Origin of the sequence: uncultured Azohydromonas sp. (genome assembly GCF_937926365.1) — a bacterium.
GTDB lineage: Bacteria > Pseudomonadota > Gammaproteobacteria > Burkholderiales > Burkholderiaceae_C > Azohydromonas.
On record NZ_CALAOH010000017.1, the window covers coordinates 13,066 to 30,466 of the forward strand.

Here is a 17,401-nt window from a genome sequence, read left to right on the forward strand (position 1 = left end):
TCAGGCTCGAATTTTTTGGGGATTTGCAGAAATCGGCTTGTCCGATCCTGTTTTTTGTGCAAACGCAATTGGCTTTGCGCGGAAGTGGTGCGCATGGCCTGTCCAGGCACCATGCTGGTGCTGTCGCGAGTCTTGTTCGCTTGAATCTTGAATGGGCGCTGCAGCCGAGTCCGGAAGCACCGGCTGCGGTGTAGTCGCCCACCAGGTCGCCAGCACGATCAGCGAGCCACCGCTGTATACCTGCCAGGTCAACGGCTCGCCCAGCCACAGCAACGCGAACAGCGCGCCGAACACGGGCTCGCAACCCATGAGCAGCGACACGCGCGAAGGGCTGGTGCGCGCGGCGGCGTAGTTCTGCGCGAAGAACGCGAACACGGTGCAGAAGAGCACCAGGAAGCTGATGCTGAACCAGAACACTGGCTCCATCGGCAGCGGCGGCCAGGCGCCGCGGCGTATCAGCAGCGACAACAGCAGCGCGCCGAGGGCCATCACGCCGGCCTGCAGCGCCGTCAGCGTCAGGGCGGGCAGGGCATGCCGTCCGGCCACACGCTTGGTCAGGCAGACCAAGAAGGCCCGCAGCAGTGCCGCCAGCACCATCAGCCCGTTGCCCAGGCCGCTGTGCAGCGTTGCCGCCGCGGCCGTGCCAGCGTCAGCCAGCAGCGCTGCGCCCAGCACCGACACGCCCGCGGCCCAGAACATGCGCGCCGGGGGCCGCTGTCCCAACATGAACCACTCCACCAGCGGCGTGAAGGCCACGCACAAGCTGATGAGGAAGGCGGCGTTGGTAGCCGTGGTCAACGATACGCCGTAGGTCTCGCACAGGAAGATCGCCAGCAGGTTGCCGCCCAGCAGGCCGCCCACCTGTAGCCCCTGGCGCCAGTGGCCGCCCCACAGCGGCTTGAGCGCGGGCAGCAGCAGCACGAAGGTCAGGCCGAAGCGCAGGGCCAGGAATTCAGGCACCGGCAGCTGCTGCGTGGCCTGCTTGGCCAATGCATAGCTGCTGCCCCAGACGGCTGCCACCACCAGCAGCATGAACTCGCCGCTGCCCATGCGGCTGCGCAGCCGCGAGCCGCCCCACGGGTGCCATTCTTGCGCCGGGATACCATTCATGGAATATCAAAAGGAATTTGATTCGGATGCCGGTCATATTAAAAGCCGGTGGAATAATGGCCAACCGTTGAGCCGGAACAAGAGTATTGCGCCGTGGGAACAAATGCATTCTTGAAAATCCTGCCCGAAATGGTGAGCTTCCTGCGGGTGGCTGAATTGGGCAGTTTTTCCGCAGCCGCGAGCCAGCTCGGCATGACGCCCTCGGCCGTGAGCCGGCAGGTCACGCGGCTGGAAAAGGAGCTGGGTGTGCAGTTGATTCAGCGCACCACGCGGCAACTGCGCCTGACCGAGCCGGGCATCGAGGCGTTCGCGCATTGCCGCGCCTTGGTGACGGCGGCCCAGGCCACGATGCAGGTGGCCCAGCAGTTCGTGGGCGAGCCTCGCGGCCAAGTGCGCATCAGCGCACCCAAGGCATTTGCGCGCCACGTGCTGCATCCATTGCTCATGGATTTTCTGGGGCGCCACCCGAGCCTGGATATGCAGCTCATCGTGGCGGATCGGGATATAGACCCCATTCGCGAAGGCGTGGATCTGGTGGTGCGGCTGACCCCCGATCCGCCGCAGGGGCTGGTGGCGCGGCCGCTGATGGCGGTGCGGCAAATCCTGTGCGCCGCGCCGCGTTATCTGGAGGAAAAGGGGGCCATCGGGCATCCGCGCGACCTGCTGGCGCACAGCTGCCTCTACCTGGGCGAGCAGGAGCGCGACAACCGCTGGCGCTTCTGCAAGGGCGACGAGGCGGTGGACGTGATCGTGCAAGGGCGCTACGTCGCCAACCACAGCGAGATCCGGCTGGACGCCGTGCGCGGCGGCCTGGGCGTGGGCTGCTTACCGGACTTCGTGGCCCGCGACGCGCTGGACAGCGGCTCGATCGTGCGCGTGCTCGACGACTGGGAGTTCCAGGCCAACTACCGCGGCCAGGCCTACCTGCTGTTTCCGCCGAACAGCTTCATGCTCTCCAAGTGCCGGGCATTGATCGACCACCTGACGACAGCCCTGCGGCGCCGGGATTGAGCGCCGGCATCACGGCGCTCCCGGCGGCGCCTCCGGCTCCACCTCGCTGGCGGCGGCCTGTGTGGCCGCCTGCCGGCCCGCCGCCGCCTTGCCCGCCTGCGCCGCGCCCGTGTCGCCGTTGCGCCGCACCTGCGCCAGCATTTCTCCCATCCACTGCGTCAGCAGCGCGGTGTAGGCGCGCTGCGCGTTCTCGTCGGTGAGCCCGTGGTCGGCGCCGGCGATGCAGCGGTAGGTCAGCGAGCGCGCCTGCAGGCAGGCCTCGCGGTAGCTGGTGATGACGGGATGCGGCACCCGGTCGTCGTGCTCGGACTCCACGATCAGCACGTCGCCCTCGAAGTCGGCGCAGGCGCGCAGCGCGCGGTTGTCGTCGGCCTTGATGAAGCTGCGACGGTAGGCCTTGAGGTCCTGGTCCTTGTGCAGCCGAACCTTGGGCACTTCCCAGCCGGTGTCGATGTAGAGCGCCGGCACCCGCAGCGCCAGCCAGCGCACGCGGCGCATGCTGGTCAGGATGGCCGCCAGGTAGCCGCCGTAGCTGCTGCCCACCACGGCGATGGCGTCCGGGTCCACGTGCGGATGGCGCGTGAGCCGGTCGTAGGCGGCCAGCACGTCGCGCAGGTTGCTGTCGCGCGAGACGGATTCGCGCTGCTCCTTGGTGTCGGCATGGCCGCGCAGGTCGAAGGTCAGGCACACGCAGCCCAGCGCCGCGATCTCGCGCGCCCGGTTGAGGTACTGCTCCTGGCTGCCGCCCCAGCCGTGCACGAACAGCACGCCGGGCATGGCGGTTCCGGGCGTGATGACGGTGCCGTCGATGCTCACGTCATCGACGGCGATCTCGACGGCTTGCTCGCGTGTGCTCATGGTCCTCCCGTGTGAAGAGTCAGCTTTGGTCGGTGTGCAGCAGCGCGTACTTGGTGAGCGGACCCACGTGCTCGTCCACGCCGCGGTAGTACAGAACGGCGCCTTCGGGCAGCGGGCCGAGCTCGCCGTGCGCCTCCACGGTGGAGGCGCGCGCGGTTTCGCGCCGAGGGTCCTCGCACAGCGCCTGCAGCGCCGCCACCTCGGCGCCGCTGGCGCCGCCGATGCGCCAGGACTGCTCCAGCACGCCGACACACTCGCGCCCGGCGGCGTCGCGGCCCTGCACCACGTCGTAATTGGCGCGCGAGGCCAGGAAGCCTTCGAAGCAGTCGCGCGCGGCCTCGTGGTAGGTGCGCGCCAGCGCCACGGCGCGGGACGCCTCCGGATCGCCGCTGTCCAGTGCCATCTGCTCCAGGCGCTCGAAGCCGCCGCGCACCACCGTGAGCGTGGAGCCGCCGTAAACCTCCTGGCCGTGGCGGTTGTGGGTGTTGCGCTGGGTACCGAAGTAGCTCGCCACCAGCGAGCCCAGGCGCAGCAGCCCGATGCTCCAGGTCTTCACCCCGTCGGCCAGGTTGCGCTCCAGCACCAGGCCGTGGCGCTCGATCTGCTCCACTGGCAGCGCCTCCAGTTGCGCCCGCAGCGCGGCCGCGTCGCGCGCCACCGACTGCCCCGAGCCGCCGACGCCGCAGGCCAGTTTCAACCGCACCGGGCCGTCCGCCAGCAGCCGGGCGCCGGCCTCGCGGGCGTCGTCCAGGCTGAAGGCCGAGTAGCCGGGCAGCACGCTGTCGCGCACGCGCTCGCCGAAGCATTCGCTCCAGCCCGCGGGCGCGGCGGCACCGGGCCGGACCAGCCCGTGCGTGATGGCCTTGCTGGCGACGAAGGGCGCGGGCACCACGCCGCCAAACAAGTCCTCCTCGCCGCGGATGCCCAGGCGGTGCGCCGTCTCCAGCGAGGTGATGGTCTCGTTGGGCACCACGTAGCCCAGCGCGCCGGGCAGGTAGCTGGTGTCGGGTGCGATGTCGCCTTCCGTGAAGTCGCAGCCCAGCAGGGTGGCCAGGCGCTGCGCGATGCCGCGCTGGGTGGCCAGCTCGTGCTCGCGCGCATCGGCGCGGCAGGCCACGAAGCTCAAGCGCTTGAGCGGCGTGAGCGCATGGCACGTGCTGCCGGGCGGCTCGACGAGGGCCGAGGGAGGATGCCGGCCACCGGCCGACGGGACGAGGAGAGCTGCTGCGTTCGCCATGGGGAACCCCGGATCGGTCGGCGAAAGTGCCGGATGCCCGGGATTCGGCAACGGCCGTGCCCAGGCCTTTCCAGCGGGAGCCCGGGCGCGGCGCCCGTGGACGGCTCAGCGTTTGGAAAGCTGCAGCAGCCGCATCAGCGTGGCCGCGTTGCGCTGGCCCTGGTCCTCGAAGTTGTTGTTGAACACCACGTGGCAGCTCGCCACGCGCGCGGCGAGCTGGCGCAGGTGCTCGGCGATGCCGGCCAGTTCGGCCTCGCTGTAGTCGTAGTTGAAGCGGTCCGAGGCGGCGGTGGTGGGGCCGGCCGTGTTCCAGCTCTCGGTGTTGCGCCCGTGCAGCCGCAGCAGCGCGATGCCGGGGTGCGTCGCCTCCCACAGCGCCGGCACGCTGTTGCTGAAGCCCTGCGGGCCGTCCACCACGGTGTGCACCAGGCTCAGGTCGCGCAGCAGCGCCAGCGTGTCCGCCCGGTGCTTCTCGTCGAACCAGCTCTTGTGGCGGAACTCCACGCTGAGCAGGTGCTCGGGCATGTGCGCGACGCAATCCTGCACGTGCTCGATGCCGGCCGGGTTGCACACCACCCAGGGCGCGAACTGGAAGTGCACCAGCCCCAGCCGGCCGGCGTCCTGCAGCGGCTGCAGCGCCTGCTGAAAACGGCGCCACAGCTCGGCACGAATCTCCGGCGGCACGTGCTTCCAGTACAGGTTGCGTCCTTCCGGCCAGGCCAGCGCCTGGCGCAGATCCTCGTGCAGCACCTTGGTTTGCGTCTGGTGGCCGGTGAAGAGCCGGAAGGCCTTGACGTTCATCGTGAAGTCCGCCGGCGTGCGCTCGGACCACAGCCGCGCCGTGCTGGGGGAGGGCATGGCGTAGTAGGAGGAGTCCACCTCCACCAGCGGGAACTGCGAGGCGTAGTAGCGCAGCCGCGCCTCGGCGCTGTTGGCCTCCTTGGGATAGAAGCGCCCGCAGTCGATCAGCGACTTGTCCGTCCACGACGCGGTGCCGATCCGGATGTCCATGCAACCACCTTTCGCTGCCGCCGTGGCTGTTCAGTCAGTCCTGTTCCAGCGCCCGCGCCGCGCCCAGCAGGGCCGGCTCCTCGGCGCGGATGACGAAGGTGGGAATGCGGCCGAGGTAGTCGCGGTAGCGTCCCTTGTCCTCGAAGGCGGCGCGGAAGGGCGACGCGGCGAAGTAGGGGCCGAGCTTGGGCACGATGCCGCCGCCCACGTACACGCCGCCGCGCGCGCCTAGCGTCAGCGCCAGGTTGCCCGCGGCGCTGCCCAGCAGCGCGCAGAAGCGCTGCAGCGCCTCAACGCACTGGGCGTCGCTGCCGGCCAGCGCCTTCTGGCTGATCTGCGCGGCGCTCAGCGACTGCGCCGGCACGCCGTCGAGCGTGGCGATGGCGCGGTAGAGGTTCTCCAGGCCCATGCCGGAAACGACGCGCTCAACCGATACGTGGTCGAACTGCTTCCACAGCACGCGCAGGATGTCGGCCTCGCGCTCGCAGGTGGGCGCCGCCGTGGCATGGCCGCCCTCGCCGGGCACGGCGATCCAGCGCCCGTCGTGGCCGCACACCAGCGAGGCCATGCCCAGCCCGGTGCCCGGGCCGATGAGCACGCGCGGCGCGCGGTCCACGGTGCTGCCGCCGCCCACGGCGTCGAGCTGATCGCCGCCGAGCGCGGGCACCGCCAGCGCCAGGGCCTCGAAGTCGTTGAGCATGCACAGGCGCCGCAGTCCCAGCACCTGGCGCGTGGCCTCGATGGAGAAGCGCCAGGGGCCGTTGGTCATCTGCAGCCAGTCGCCCTCGATGGGGTTGGCAATGGCGATGGCCGCCTCGCGCAGCGGAATCGGCCGGCTCGCCAACTGCGCGAGGTAGGCCTGCACGGCCGCTGCCAGGTCGGCGTGGTCCGCGGTGGGCAGCGTGCGTGCGGAATGCAGGTGGCCGAAGTCGTCGAGCAGGGCGAAGCGGGCGTTGGTGCCGCCCACGTCACCGACGAGGCGCAGGGTGTCAGGTCCGGGCTGCATGGCGAGGCTCCACTCCAATCCCGATCAGGTCCGAAAGATTGCCGTCCCGCCCGCGAAGGCGTCCGGACAGGGACCAACGAAAAAGCCCAGGTTCCGTGAGAAACCTGGGCTTTAGGGTGTTGGTGCCGGTGAAGAGAGTCGAACTCCCGACCTTCGCATTACGAATGCGCTGCTCTACCAACTGAGCTACACCGGCGCTGACAAGAATTAGATTATGGCACAGGTTTGAGGGGGACGACAAGCTTTTTGCTTGAAATTTTTCAAACCCGTTCCGGCAGGGCGTGCGGCGAGGGTTGAGAAGGCCAGGAAAGTGGGGCACGGGGGCTGGGCGATGCGCTGGTGCGTGGGCGCAGCGCGCGGCAAACCCCGTGCCGGTGCCTTCTCAACCGTGGCGGCTCACTTCTTCGCGGCTTCCAGGTGGTAGCCCGTGACCTGCTCCACCTCGTTCTTGGAGCCCAGGATCACGCTCACGCGCTCGTGCAGCTTGGTGGGCTGGATGTCGAGGATGCGCTGGTGGCCGTTGGTGGCGGCGCCGCCGGCCTGCTCCACCAGGAAGGCCATCGGGTTGGCCTCGTACATCAGGCGCAGCTTGCCGGGCTTGCTCGGCTCGCGCGCGTCCCACGGGTACATGAAGATGCCGCCGCGGCTGAGGATGCGGTGCACGTCGGCCACCATGGAGGCGATCCAGCGCATGTTGAAGTCCTTGCCGCGCGGACCCGTGCTGCCGGCCAGGCATTCGTCGATGTAGCGCTTCACCGGGGCGTCCCAGTGGCGCATGTTGCTCATGTTGATCGCGAATTCCTTGGTGTCGGCCGGGATCTGCACGCCCTGATCGACCAGGAACCAGCCGCCGAGCTCGCGGTCGAGCGTGAACATCACCACACCGGCGCCCACGGTCAGCACCAGCGTGGTCTGCGGGCCGTACACGCAGTAGCCCGCGGCCACCTGCTGGCGCCCCGGCTGCAGGAAGTCGGCCTCGCTCACGCCCTCGTGGTCGGCCGGCTTCTTGAGCACCGAGAAGATGGTGCCGATGCTGACGTTGACGTCGATGTTGGAGGAGCCGTCCAGCGGATCGAACAGCAGCAGGAACTCGCCCTGCGGGTAGCGGTTGGGGATGATGTGGATCTCATCCATCTCCTCGCTGGCCATGGCCGCGAGGTGGCCGCCCCACTCGTTGGCCTCGATCAGCACCTCGTTGGAGATGATGTCGAGCTTCTTCTGCACCTCGCCCTGCACGTTCTCGCTGCCGGCGCTGCCCAGCACCTCGCCCAGCGCGCCCTTGTTCACGGCGATGGCGATGCGCTTGCACGCGCGCGCCACCACCTCGATCAGCAGCCGCAGCTGCGCCGGGATGTTGTCGTGCTCGCGCTGCTGCTCGACCAGGTACTGGGTCAGACTGACTCGATGGCTCATGGGTGCTGCCTCCTGGGAAAAATGCTATGGGATTCGGATTCGTCAGGCCGTGACGGCCTCGGTGGCCTCGATCGCGTCGTCGGCCAGCGCGCGCATGACGATCTCGCGCACGTCGTTGGAGAGGTCGGGCCTGGAGGCCACGCGCTGGATCGCCTCGCGCGCGGCGCCGCGGTACGGCTCGGCCAGCTTGCGCCAGCGGTCCATCACCCGCGCCAGCCGCGCGGCCAGCTGCGGGTTCATGGCGTCGATCTCGATGACCCGGTCGGCCCAGAACACGTAGCCCGCGGCATCGGCCCGGTGGAAGGCCGCCGGGTTGAACATGGTCAGCGAGAACAGCAGGCTGCGCGCGCGGTTGGGGTTGCGCAGCGAGAAGTCCGGATGCTTGAGCAGCGCCTTGACGCGGGCGAAGACCCGGCCGTCGTGCTCCGGCGCGCGCGCCTGCAGCGCGAACCACTTGTCCAGCACCAGCGCGTCGTCCTTGAACAGCTCGTGAAAGCGCGCCAGCGCGGGCTCGGCCAGCTCGGCGTGCGACTCCACCAGGGCCAACAGCGCGCCCAGCCGCTCCGTCATGTTGCCCGCGTCCTTGAAGCGCTGGTAGGCGCGGCCCGGCCACACCGGGTCGCCGCTGCGCTGCGCGTGCAGGCACAGCATCGACAGCGCCAGGTTCGCCAGCGCGCGGCGCCCGGCCTGCGCCACCGTGGGCTGATAGCCCTCGCGCAGCTGGTGGTGCTCCCAGGCCCAGGCCCAGTCGGCGTGCAGGTGCTGCGCCAGTTGTGCGCGCATCGACTCGCGCACCGCGTGCACGCGCTGCGGGTCCACCACCGGCAGCTGCTCGGCCACGTAGCCCTCGGTGGGCAGCTGCAGCACCAGCTCCTTGAACGAGGCGTCCAGCGTCGGGTGGCGCAGCACGGTGCGCATGGCCTCGATGAAGGCGTCGTCCAAGTGCGCCGAGGCATGGCCCTCGGCGGCGGCGCACAGCCGCGTGAGCGCCAGGCGCTGGCCCGATTCCCAGCGGTTGAAGGCGTCGGTGTCGTGCGCCAGCAGCACCAGGCGCTCGGCGTCGGACAGGCCGTCGTCCAGGATCACCGGCGCGGAGAAGCCGCGCAGCAGCGAGGGCACCGGCGCGGCGCCCACGTTCACGAAGGTCCAGCTTTGCTCGGCCTGCTCCAGCACCAGCACGCGCTCGGTGTGGCCGCCGGCTTCCTCGCCTTCGAGCTGCAGTGTCAGCGGCGTGCCGTCGTGCGCCAGCAGCCCCATCGCCACCGGGATCACGAAGGGCTGCTTCACCGGCTGCCCGGGGGAGGGCGCGCAGCGCTGCTGCAGCGTCAGCGTGTAGCGGCTGGTCTCGGGGTCGTACACGCCGCGCGCGATGACGGTGGGCGTGCCGGCCTGCGCGTACCAGCGCTTGAAGGCCTCCAGCCGCGTGCTCAAGGCGCTGCCGGGGTTGGCGTCCGCGATGGCCTGGGCGAAGTCGTCGCAGGTCACGGCCTGCCCGTCATGGCGCTCGAAGTAGAGGCTCATGCCGTTGGCAAAACCCTCGCGGCCCACCAGCGTGGACATCATGCGCACGACTTCCGCGCCCTTGTCGTAGACGGTGGCGGTATAGAAATTGTTGATCTCGACGTAGCTGTCGGGGCGCACCGGGTGCGCCATGGGGCCGGCATCCTCGGGGAACTGGGTCGAGCGCAGCTGGCGCACGTCCTCGATGCGGCGCACGGCGCGCGCGCTGGCGCCGCCGCTCATGTCCATCGAGAACTCCTGGTCGCGGAAGACCGTCAGGCCTTCCTTGAGGCTGAGCTGGAACCAGTCGCGGCAGGTGACGCGGTTGCCGGTCCAGTTGTGGAAGTATTCGTGCGCCACCACGCTCTCGACGCCGAAGAAGTCCACGTCGGTGGCCGTGGCCGGGCTGGCCAGCACGTACTTGGTGTTGAAGATGTTGAGGCCCTTGTTCTCCATGGCCCCCATGTTGAAGTCCTCGACCGCCACGATCATGAAGCGCTCGAGGTCCAGCGGCAGCTTGAAGCGCGCCTCGTCCCACACCACCGAGGCGATGAGCGAGTTCATCGCGTGCTCGGTCTTGTCCAGGTCGCCGCGGCGCACGTACACCTGCAGCAGGTGCTCCTTGCCGTTGCGGGTGCGGATCTTCTGCTCGCGCGCCACCAGGTCCGCCGCCACCAGGGCGAAGAGGTAGCTGGGCTTCGGGAAGGGGTCGTGCCACTTGGCGTAGTGGCGCCCGCCGGGCAGCTCGCCCTGCTCGAGCAGGTTGCCGTTGGACAGCAGCACCGGGTACTTGGCCTTGTCCGCGCGCAGCGTCACCGTGTACACGGCCATCACGTCGGGCCGGTCCAGGAAGTAGGTGATGCGCCTGAAACCTTCGGCCTCGCACTGCGTGAAGAAGCCGTTGCCGCTGGTGTAGAGGCCGGAGAGCTCGGTGTTCTTCTCGGGGCAGCAGCTGTTCTTGATCTCCAGCGTGAAGCTCGCATCCTCGGGCGGATGGTCGATCACGAGCGTGCCGTCCTCGTGGCGGAAGCTCACGCTCTCGCCGTTGGCCAGCACGCGCAGCAGCGTGAGGCCCTCGCCGTGCAGGCGCAGCGGCTGCGGCGCGGCCTGCGCGTCGCGTTCGATGAGCAGCTTGGAGCTCACCAGCGTCTTAGCCGGCTCCAGGTCGAATGCCAGCTCGACGCTGCGGATGCGGTAGGCCGGCGCGAGGTAGTCCTCGCGGCGGACGAGTTGGGCGGTGCCTTCGCGCATGTGCTGCTGCTCCGGTGCGTGTCTCGAAAGGTTGAGGTGTCTCCCGTTCGGGCTGAGCTTGTCGAAGCCGGTGGCCTGGTTGGGCTGCGGGCCCTTCGACGAGCTCAGGGCGAACGGGACTTCGGCGGGGTTTACAAGCCCTGCTTGAGGCTGGCGGCGATGAAGGCGTCGAGGTCGCCGTCCAGCACCTTCTGGGTGTTGGAGATCTCGACGTTGGTGCGCAGGTCCTTGATGCGGCTCTGGTCCAGCACGTAGGAGCGGATCTGGTGGCCCCAGCCCACGTCGGTCTTGGCGTCCTCCAGCTTCTGCTGCTCGGCCATCTTCTTGCGCATCTCGTGCTCGTACAGGCGCGAGCGCAGCATCTGCCAGGCTTCGTCGCGGTTGCGGTGCTGCGAACGGTCGTTCTGGCACTGCACGACGATGCCGGTGGGGATGTGCGTCAGGCGCACCGCCGAGTCGGTCTTGTTGATGTGCTGGCCGCCCGCGCCGGAGGCGCGGAAGGTGTCGGTGCGCACGTCGGCCGGGTTGATGTCGATCTCGATCGAGTCATCGACTTCCGGATACACGAACAGCGACGCGAAGCTGGTGTGGCGCCCGCCGGAGCTGTCGAAGGGGCTCTTGCGCACCAGGCGGTGCACGCCGGTCTCGCTGCGCAGGTGACCGAAGGCGTAGTCGCCTTCCACCTTGATGGTTGCGCTCCGAATACCCGCCACGTCCCCCTCGGTTTCCTCCATGACCTCGGCTTTGAAACCCTTGCGCTCGCAGTACTTGAGGTACTGTCGCAACAGCATGCTGGCCCAGTCGCAGGCCTCGGTGCCGCCGGCGCCGGCCTGGATGTCGATGAAGCAGTTGCTGGGGTCGGCGGGGTTGTTGAACATGCGGCGGAACTCCAGCTGTTCCACCGTGCCTTGCAGTTGCTGCGCCTCGGACTCGATGTGCTCCAGGGCCGCGAAGTCCTCGTCGGCCTTGCTCATCTCCCAGAGCTCGAGGTTGTCGCCGAGGTTGCGCTCGAGATGGTTGATGGTCTCGACCACCGTCTCCAGCGACTTCTTCTCGCGGCCCAGCTCCTGGGCGCGCTTGGGCTCGTTCCAGACGCTGGGGTTCTCCAGCGCGGCGTTGACTTCGTTCAGGCGGAGCGCTTTGCGGTCGTAGTCAAAGATACCCCCTTAGCGCTTGGGTGCGCTCGCTCAGGTCGGACAGCAGGCTGCCGATGGCGTTGATGCGTTCGATGTCCATGTGTGGGGACCCGCGGTCGTTGATGCTTGAAAGGGTTGGATTTTCGCACGCGCGCCTTGCCGGGACGGGCGGCGCGGGCGTTGTAAGACAATTCCACACCGGCGGCGGGTGCAAGGCCTGCCGCGCACCGGAGGAGACATGCAAGCCCAGGGCCGCCTACAGGCCGACATCCCCAACGACGCCGCCGCGTCGCCGAGCGCGCCCGCGCCCGCGCTGGCGCGGCACTGGCGGCGCACGCGCGTGCTGACGGCGGTGCTGCTGCTGGTGTGGTTCGGCGCGAGCTTCGTGACGGTGTTCTTCGCCGCGGAGCTGCGCCAGCGCTTCTTCGGCTGGCCGCTGGGTTTCTGGATCGCCTCGCAGGGCGCGCTGCTGGTGTTCCTGCTGGTGGTGGTGGTGTACGCCTGGGCCATGGGCCGCATCGACGCCGCCAGCGGGCTGGGCGAGGAGCCCTGAGATGGCCGTGCCGCCGCAGGATGCGCGCTTCCGCTCCCAGCTCGACCGCATCTATCTGGCCTTCGCGCTGGCCTTCGTGACCTTCGTGGTGCTGCTGGGCTTGGCCGAGGCGGTGGCGGGGCTGTCCAAGCGCTGGATCGGCTTCAGCTTCCTGCTGCTGACGGTGCTGCTGTATGCGGGCATCGGCATCCTGAGCCGCACCACCGATCCGGCCGAGTACTACGTGGCGGGCCGGCGCGTGCCCGCCTTCTACAACGGCATGGCCACCGCCGCGGACTGGATGAGCGCGGCCTCCTTCATCGGCATGGCCGGCACGCTGTACCTCAGCGGCTTCGGCGGCCTGGCCTACGTCATGGGCTGGACCGGCGGCTACTGCCTCATGGCGCTGCTGCTGGCGCCGTACCTGCGCAAGTTCGGCCAGTACACCATTCCCGACTTCCTGGGCGCGCGCTACGAGGGCCACCTGCCGCGGCTCATCGGCGTGGCCTGCGCCATCCTGGTGAGCTTCATGTACCTGGTGGCGCAGATCTACGGCGTGGGCCTGATCACGGCGCGCCTGACCGGTCTGCCCTTCGAGGTGGGCGTGTTCGTGGGCCTGGGCGGCATCCTGGTGTGCTCGTTCCTGGGCGGCATGCGCGCCGTGACCTGGACGCAGGTGGCGCAGTACATCGTGCTGATCCTGGCCTACCTGGTGCCGGTGTGCTGGCTGGCGGCCAAGCAGACCGGGCTGCCGCTGCCGCTGGTGGTCTACGGCGTGCAGTTGGAAAAAGTCAGCGAGCGCGAGCAGCAGCTCAAGATCGACCCGCGCGAGAAGGAGGTGATCGCCACCTTCCAGGGCCGCGCCGATGCCTACGCGCGCCGCCTGGAGAACGTGCCGGCGGCGCTGGAGGCCGAGGTCGATGCCGCCAAGGCGCGCGTGGCGCGGCTGAAGCACACCAACGCGCCGCAGTCGGAAATCCACGCCGCGGAGCGGGCGCTGGCGCAGCTGCCCCACAACGAGGCCGAGGCGCGGCGCATGTGGGAGGCGGAGAAGGCCGCCAACGAGGCGCGCGCGCGGCCGTTGGCGGGCATGCCCGAGCACGCCGTGCCCTTTGCCGGCGAGCCCGACGGCGACCCGCTGGCGCGCAGCAGCCCCGAGTCCTCGCGGCGCAACTTCCTGGCGCTGGTGTTCTGCCTGATGGTGGGCTCCGCGGCGCTGCCGCACGTGCTCACGCGCTACTACACGACGCCCTCGGTGCGCGAGGCGCGCGCCTCGGTGGCGTGGAGCCTGTTCTTCATCGTGCTGCTCTACGTCACGGCGCCGGCGCTGGCGGTGCTGGTGAAGTACGAGATCTTCAACGTGCTGGTGGGCACGCCCTTCGACCGGCTGCCGGCGTGGATCGCCAACTGGTCCAAGGTCGATCCGGGGCTGCTGTCGGTGCAGGACGTCAACGGCGACGGCATCTTCCAGCTCGGGGAGATGAAGATCGGCGGCGACATCATCATGCTGGCCACGCCCGAGATCGCCGGGCTGCCCTACGTCATCGCCGGCATGGTGGCCGCCGGCGGGCTGGCCGCGGCGCTGTCCACCGCCGACGGGCTGCTGCTGACCATCTCCAACGCGCTGAGCCACGACACCTACTACCGCGTCATCAGCCCCGGCGCGGGCACGGCGCGGCGCGTGACCATCTCCAAGGCGCTGCTGCTGGTGGTGGCGCTGGCCGCGGCGGCGGTGGCGGCGCACAAGCCGGCGGACATCCTGTTCCTGGTCTCGGCCACCTTCTCGCTGGCGGCCTCGGCCTTCTTCCCGGCGCTGGTGCTGGGCATCTTCTGGAAGCGCGCCACGCGCGTGGCCGCCTGCTGGGGCATGGTGCTGGGGCTGGCCACCGCGGCGTCCTACATGGTGCTGACCCAGCCCTGGCTGCGCCGCGTCTTCCGCATCGACGCGCCGCTGGAGCTGTGGTGGGACCTGCACCCGGTCTCCGCCGGCGTGCTGGGCGTGCCGGTGGGCTTCGCCACCATCGTGCTGCTGAGCCTGTTCACCCGCGCGCCCTCGGCCGAAACCCAGGCGGCGTTGGTCAGCTGGCGCTACCCCGGGCAAACCCGGGGGTAACCTGGATCAATTGAGATCCGTCAAACCGGGTGCTGACGGCCCCTCCTAGATTGCCGTCCACCACACCCCGGTTGGAGACGGCCATGCACAGGTTGGAAAAGCTCATCGATCGGCTCGGCGGCACCGAGCTGCTGCTGGTCAGCCTGGCGATCAGCGGGGTGCCGGCGCTGTTCAGCGCGATGCTTTGAGCCCATCCCTTGCCAGCAAAGCATTTCGTTCGCCCTTGAGGTATCGAAGGGTCAGCACGAACGGACTTTCGGTGTTCGAAGACTTGGTGGGATGCGTACCTGAGGACAGAGAGCTTTCTCAGAGTTTTCCGCCTGCGGCATCCAGAAACGCCTCCACCGCCGCCGCCACCGCCTGCGGCTGGTCGTGGTGCAGCATGTGGCCGCAGCGCGCAAGCGTCACACGGCGGTGCGGCGGCAGCGTCGCCATGCGGGCTTCGAAGTCCTCGCGCGGGTAGGCCGCGCCCCAGCGCTGCAGCACCTGGGTGTTTTCTCCCTCCACCCACAGCAGCGGCGCCGTGATGCGCCGCCACGCCGCCAGCACTTCCTCCTTGCGGTAGAGCACCGGGTTCACGCGCTTGTGCGCCGGGTCGGCGCGCAGCCGCCAGCGCCCGTCGCCATCGGGCTCGGCCCAGTGCCCGGCCAGCCAGGCCGCCTTGTCCGCATCCAGGAACGGATCGTTCATGCGCAGCCGCCGTGCCACCGCCTCCAGGCTCTCGTAGGGTTTCAGTTGCGGCGTCTCCCTGAGCTCGTCGAGCCACTTCTCCAACCGCGAGGGCGCCTGCGCGGGACGCGTGTCCGGCATGCCGAAGCCCTCCAGGTTGACCAGGCGGCGCACCCGGCGCGGACGCACGCCGGCATAGACCATCGCCACGTTGCCGCCCAGGCTGTGGCCCAGCAGGTCCACGGGCGTGTCGGGGCACAGGGCGTCGAGCAAGGCGTCCAGGTCGCCCAGGTAGTCGGGGAACCAGTAGGCGTCGGCGCCGGGCACGGCGGTGAGGCCGAAGCCGCGCCAGTCCGGCGCGATCACCCAGCGCGGCGCGGCCAGCGCGTCCACCAGGAACTGGAAGGAGGCGCCCACGTCCATCCAGCCGTGCAGCAGCACCAGCGGCGGACGTTGCGCCGTGGCGAGCGCCGGATCGCCCCAGGTCAGCACGTGGTAGCGCAGCTGGCGGATGTCGAGGAAGCGGCTGAGGGCGGGGACGCGGGGTTCGTAGATGGGTGAGCTCATGCGCGCCACTCTAGGCCAGGCCCGGGTTGTGCCGGAGAGGCAGCCGCCATACGCGCTCCTAAGCTGCCCCGCCATGCAGACCGACCCTGACACCCCCCGCTCCGAGGCCACTGTGCCCGCCACGCCCGACCGCCACGCCGCGCTGGTGCAAGCCTGGCGCTGGCGCGTGCCGCCGGACTTCAACCTCGCCGAGGCCTGCTGCGGGCGCTGGGCGCGCGAGACCCCGCAGGCCGTGGCCATCCGCCAGGTGGAGGCGGATGGCGCGGTGCGTACCGTCAGCTACGCCGAGCTGCAACGCGACGCCAATCGCCTCTCGCACGCACTGCGCCGCCTGGGCGTGGCGCGCGGGGACCGCGTGGCGATCGTGCTGCCGCAGCGCATCGAGACGGCGGTGGCGCACGTGGCGCTGCATCAGCTCGGCGCCATCGCCATGCCGTTGACCACGCTCTTTGGCCCCGAGGCGCTGGAGTTCCGGCTGCGGCACAGCGAGTCGGTGCTGGCGATCACGGACGAGGCCGGCATCGAGGCCCTGCGCAGCCTGCGCGCCACCGTGCCGGGGTTGCAGACGCTGCTGGCCGTGGGCGGCGCCCAGGGCCGCGGCGAGGCGGACACGGTGGACTGGGATGCCGCGCTGGCCGCCGCGCCCGACGGCTTCGAGCGCGAGCCCACCGGCGCCGACGATCCCGCCATCCTCATCTACACCAGCGGCACCACCGGCGCGCCCAAGGGCGCGCTGCTGCCCCAGCGGGCGCTGCTTGGAAATCTCACCGGCTTCGTCGCCAGCCAGAACGGTTTCGACCTGGGCCCGCCCTGGGGCCTGCCGGCGCTGGAGGAGGGCGGCGCGGCCCCTTCCGCCGAAGCGCCGCCGGTGCCCGGCCCGTTCTGGAGCCCGGCCGACTGGGCCTGGACCGGCGGGCTGATGGACGTGCTGCTGCCCACGCTGTTCTTCGGCCGCGAGGTACTGGCCTACCGCGGGCGCTTCGACCCCGTGCGCGCCTTCGAGCTGATGCAGGCGCACGGCGTGACGCACAGCTTCCTGTTCCCCACGGCGCTGAAGGCGATGATGAAAGCGGTGCCACGCCCGCGCGAGCGTTTCAGCCTGCGCCTGCGCGGGCTGATGAGCGCGGGCGAGGCCGTCGGCGACGCCGTCTTCAACTGGTGCCGCGACGAAGTGGGCGTGGTGGTCAACGAGATGTTTGGCCAGACCGAGGTGAACTACATCGTGGGCAACTGCGCCACGCCGGCCACGGCCGACGGCCGCCCGGCCCAGGGCTGGCCGGCGCGGCCCGGCAGCATGGGGCGCGGCTACCCGGGGCACCGGGTGGCGGTGATCGACGACGACGGGAACGTGTGCCCGCCGGGCGTGGTGGGCGACGTGGCGCTGCACCGGCTGGACGTGCACGGCGAGCCGGACCCGATCTTCTTCCTGGGCTACTGGCGCAACGAGGAGGCCACGCGCGCCAAGTTCACCGGCGACCCGATGGACAGCTGGTGCCGCACCGGCGACATGGCGGAGATGGATGCCGAGGGCTACCTCTGGTATCGCGGGCGCAGCGACGACATGTTCAAGGCGGCGGGCTACCGCATCGGTCCGGGCGAGATCGAGAACTGCCTGTTGAAACACCCGGCGGTGGCCAATGCCGCGGTGGTGCCCAAGCCGGACCCGGAGCGCGGCGCGCTGGTGAAGGCCTACGTGGTGCTCGCTCCCGGCTTCCACGGCGATGCGGCGCTCATTGAAGAGCTGCAGCAGCACGTGCGCGGGCGGCTGGCGCCCTACGAATACCCGAAGGAAATCGAGTTCATCGACCAGTTGCCGATGACGACGACGGGGAAGGTGCAGAGGAAGGTGTTGAGGGAGAGGGAAGCGGCGCGCGTTCAGGGCCGCCCACAGGGCTGAAACACGGCCGCTGCACGGCGCAGTGCCGGCCGTCTTCGAGTCCAGGGTCATCCCGCGTTGGCCGGTAACAGGCATGGCGGATGCCCGCCA

The 17,401-nt window shown here is 69.7% G+C and carries 13 protein-coding genes and 1 tRNA gene; 4 read left to right on the forward strand and 10 right to left on the reverse strand.

The genetic code is table 11. The annotated features are described in order from the left end of the window. On the reverse strand, positions 1–1,110 hold the full coding sequence (locus Q0741_RS01130) for a DMT family transporter (RefSeq protein WP_298231364.1): 1,110 nt from the start codon (positions 1,108–1,110) through the stop codon (positions 1–3). Positions 1,111–1,203: 93 nt separating this feature from the next. Between Q0741_RS01130 and Q0741_RS01135 the strand changes: the two genes are divergently transcribed. Beyond that, positions 1,204–2,121 (forward strand): LysR family transcriptional regulator, encoded by a 918-nt coding sequence (locus Q0741_RS01135; protein WP_298231365.1) that lies wholly within the window; start codon positions 1,204–1,206, stop codon positions 2,119–2,121. Positions 2,122–2,130: 9 nt separating this feature from the next. Here the strand turns inward: Q0741_RS01135 and Q0741_RS01140 are convergent, their stop codons facing one another. The 8 genes from Q0741_RS01140 to prfB all read right to left on the reverse strand — a co-directional run bounded on the left by Q0741_RS01140 (position 2,131) and on the right by prfB (position 11,633). Then, a complete protein-coding gene (locus tag Q0741_RS01140) occupies positions 2,131–2,979 on the reverse strand; it encodes an alpha/beta fold hydrolase (RefSeq protein ID WP_298231366.1) in 849 nt (282 codons plus the stop codon). Between the two features lie 19 nt (positions 2,980–2,998). After that, complete coding sequence (locus Q0741_RS01145; protein WP_298231367.1) at positions 2,999–4,216, reverse strand: DUF3182 family protein; 1,218 nt, start codon at positions 4,214–4,216, stop codon at positions 2,999–3,001. A gap of 105 nt (positions 4,217–4,321) precedes the next feature. Next, entirely contained in the window at positions 4,322–5,227 is a 906-nt protein-coding gene (locus Q0741_RS01150; protein WP_298231368.1) for a DUF72 domain-containing protein, read from the reverse strand. A 34-nt stretch (positions 5,228–5,261) separates the two neighbouring features. Continuing rightward, entirely contained in the window at positions 5,262–6,233 is a 972-nt protein-coding gene (locus tag Q0741_RS01155; RefSeq protein WP_298231369.1) for a glucokinase, read from the reverse strand. A 120-nt stretch (positions 6,234–6,353) separates the two neighbouring features. Beyond that, positions 6,354–6,429, reverse strand: a tRNA-Thr gene (locus Q0741_RS01160). Positions 6,430–6,629: 200 nt separating this feature from the next. After that, positions 6,630–7,646 (reverse strand): class 1 fructose-bisphosphatase, encoded by a 1,017-nt coding sequence (locus Q0741_RS01165; RefSeq protein WP_298231370.1) that lies wholly within the window; start codon positions 7,644–7,646, stop codon positions 6,630–6,632. 42 nt (positions 7,647–7,688) lie between these two features. Further along, positions 7,689–10,397, reverse strand: a complete 2,709-nt coding sequence (pepN, locus tag Q0741_RS01170) for an aminopeptidase N (protein ID WP_298231371.1) — start codon at positions 10,395–10,397, stop codon at positions 7,689–7,691. Between the two features lie 131 nt (positions 10,398–10,528). After that, positions 10,529–11,633, reverse strand: a protein-coding gene (gene prfB, locus Q0741_RS01175) for a peptide chain release factor 2 (RefSeq protein ID WP_298231372.1) whose coding sequence is annotated in 2 segments (ribosomal slippage) — positions 10,529–11,551 and positions 11,553–11,633 — 1,104 coding nt in all. Because the reading frame shifts where the segments join, the coding sequence is not laid out codon by codon here. A 138-nt stretch (positions 11,634–11,771) separates the two neighbouring features. On the opposite strand from prfB, the gene Q0741_RS01180 reads away from it, so the two are divergent. Both Q0741_RS01180 and Q0741_RS01185 read left to right on the forward strand, forming a co-directional pair. Then, positions 11,772–12,086 carry a DUF4212 domain-containing protein gene (locus Q0741_RS01180; protein WP_298231373.1) on the forward strand — a complete coding sequence of 105 codons (315 nt, stop codon included), beginning with the start codon at positions 11,772–11,774 and terminating at the stop codon, positions 12,084–12,086. 1 nt (position 12,087) lies between these two features. Continuing rightward, the gene (locus Q0741_RS01185; protein WP_298231374.1) at positions 12,088–14,178 is read left to right on the forward strand and encodes a sodium:solute symporter family protein; all 2,091 of its coding nucleotides are present in this window, start codon (positions 12,088–12,090) and stop codon (positions 14,176–14,178) included. A 306-nt stretch (positions 14,179–14,484) separates the two neighbouring features. On the opposite strand, the gene Q0741_RS01190 is transcribed toward Q0741_RS01185, so the two are convergent. Continuing rightward, the gene (locus tag Q0741_RS01190) at positions 14,485–15,414 is read right to left on the reverse strand and encodes an alpha/beta hydrolase (RefSeq protein ID WP_298231375.1); all 930 of its coding nucleotides are present in this window, start codon (positions 15,412–15,414) and stop codon (positions 14,485–14,487) included. Between the two features lie 73 nt (positions 15,415–15,487). Here Q0741_RS01190 and Q0741_RS01195 point away from each other — a divergent pair, with 73 nt between their 5' ends. Next, entirely contained in the window at positions 15,488–17,311 is a 1,824-nt protein-coding gene (locus Q0741_RS01195; RefSeq protein WP_298231376.1) for an acyl-CoA synthetase, read from the forward strand. The last annotated feature ends 90 nt before the right edge of the window (positions 17,312–17,401 follow it).